Origin of the sequence: Streptosporangium carneum (assembly GCF_027922005.1) — a bacterium.
GTDB classification, from domain to species: Bacteria; Actinomycetota; Actinomycetes; order Streptosporangiales; family Streptosporangiaceae; genus Streptosporangium; species Streptosporangium carneum.
The window spans coordinates 1-787 of the sequence record NZ_BSEV01000085.1 but is presented as its reverse complement, the minus strand read 5'-3'; the positions used below and the strand labels follow the sequence as shown (position 1 = coordinate 787).

Sequence of the window (787 nt, the reverse complement as noted above, 5' to 3'; positions counted from 1 at the left end):
CTATGAGATCGCGTCCGCCGTCCAACCGGACAAGGTTGAAGACCGACCGGTCAAGCCAGGTCTCCAGCGTGACCGAGCGGATGTCTTCACCGATGTCCGCAGCGCGAATGGCGGCGTCCAGCGGCATCAGCCCGTCCAGGGCGAGCGGCCGGTCGATAGCGGGTGCGATATTATGCTCGCCGCGCACCCGCTCTATCGGGATTACGCTCATCACCACGCCGCCCGTGACCCAGAGAATGATCTGTATTCCCACAGCCAGCGCCAGCCATTTGTGAACACGGATTGTCCAGCGCAGCAAAGCGGTCATCTTTCAATACTCCGGTCATGAAAAGGGGTTCCGGAGTGCCCGGAACCCGATATGTCTGGAATGCACCGGTTGGTGCTAGCCGTTGTGGTGGGACCGGCCGGCTTGCGGCGCGTCGTCAGTACCGTGATGACCGGAATGCGCTGCGCCGTGGTCATGCGCTTCGTGCATGTGCTGTTCCCCATGCGCGCCCATGCTGTCGTCAGCATGCATCATGGCGTGACAAGCCTGCATGCGGTTGCGGGCTTCCTCATCCATTTCGGCCATGGCCGCGCCATGGGTTTCGGCATCACCCATATGTTGCTCGTGCAGCGCGTGACATTCCGCCATGGTGACCTGAGGCGCCTCATTATGCGCGCCGTGTTCACCGTGCCCGCTGTGCTCCTGCGCGAAAGACGGTGCCGCGGACGAAGCCAGCAGAATGGCCGCAATGGTCGTGTATGCTTGGAAATGGGTCATGTCAGATCCTTGTTCTGGTTGGCG

The 787-nt window shown here is 61.6% G+C and carries 2 protein-coding genes; both read right to left on the bottom strand.

Features of this window, described 5'->3' with window-relative positions:
* The coding region (locus PKF00_RS43920) for a hypothetical protein (protein ID WP_271223734.1) at positions 1-307 on the bottom strand (307 nt) is incomplete at its 3' end.
* Between the two features lie 75 nt (positions 308-382).
* On the bottom strand, positions 383-787 hold a 405-nt coding region (locus PKF00_RS43915), incomplete at its 5' end, for a hypothetical protein (RefSeq protein ID WP_271223733.1).